Source organism: Cellulomonas sp. P4_B5_2 (assembly GCF_056402235.1).
The window spans coordinates 1-1,068 of the sequence record NZ_JBFUHU010000535.1; the positions used below are offsets into that span (position 1 = coordinate 1).

Annotated in this window: 1 protein-coding gene; it reads left to right on the forward strand. The window is 79.1% G+C overall.

Going from position 1 to position 1,068, the window contains the following annotated elements; translation table 11 throughout:
* Positions 1 to 1,068: hypothetical protein (locus AC1DUQ_RS21935; RefSeq protein WP_477074663.1), on the forward strand; the 1,068-nt coding region annotated here is incomplete at both ends.

Here is a 1,068-nt window from a genome sequence, read left to right on the forward strand (position 1 = left end):
GCGCCGGACCGGGCGGGCCCCCGCACGGGGTGCCGGTCTGCGGCGCCCCCTGGTCGAGGCGACCGTCGTGCTGCTGGCGGCCGCCGGCCTGGTCACCCTCCGAGCCCGTGGGGCGCGGTCGGCGGCCGGCAGCCTCGGTGCCGACCTCGTCGTGACCGCCGCTCCCGTGCTCGTCGCAGCCGCGGTCGCCGTGCTGCTGCTGCGCCTGCTGCCCCCCGTCACCCGCTGGGCGCGGCGTGCGGCGGCGCGGACGCGCGGGCCGATCACGCTCGTCGCGGTCGCGCGCACGCCGGTGGCGGTCGTGCCCGTGCTGACGCTCGTCCTGGTGGCGGCCATGTCCACCCTGGTGCTCGCGCTCCAGGCGACGGTCCGCTCCGGCCAGGAGGCCGGCTCGTGGGCCACCGTGGGAGCGGACGTGGTGCTGACGGCCGCACCGGAACCGGGGCTGCCCGAGGACCTGGCGACCGATCTCGGCGTCGCTCCCGAGGTCCTCGTCGCGACGGCTCGCGTGGTCGAGGGCACGCAGCTGCTCGGCGACGGCGTCGACGAGGTCGCCCGGCTCGTGGCGGTCGACGCCGCGGCCGAGGCGCGTCTGCTCGCGGCGACACCCGCACCGGACGCACCCGGTCTCGCTGCGCTCGGCGGTGCCGACGCGGCTGCGATCCCCGCGCTCGTCTCGGGCGTGCGTCCGGGAGCGACCTCCCTGAACCTGCGGTGGGACGGCGAGTCGATCCCGCTGGAGGTCGTCGGCGTCGCCCCCGACCTGCCGCTCGCCGACGCCGCGTCGTCGGTGACGGTCGTCGTGGACCGGGCGGCCCTTGCCGACGCGCTCGGCCGACCGGTGCAGGCGACGGTGGCCTGGTGGGCCGGACCTGGGGCGGCCTCCGCGGCCGGCTCGGCTGACGACATCGCCGTCACCACGCGGACGGGCCGGCTCGACGAGGTGCGGTCGGCGCCGACCGCCGCCGCGTTCGACCGGATGCTCCGCGCGGCCGGGACGGTGCTCGCGGGTCTCGGCATCGCCGCGGTCGGGCTCGCGGCGGCCGCCGGTGCGGTCGACCGTCGGCG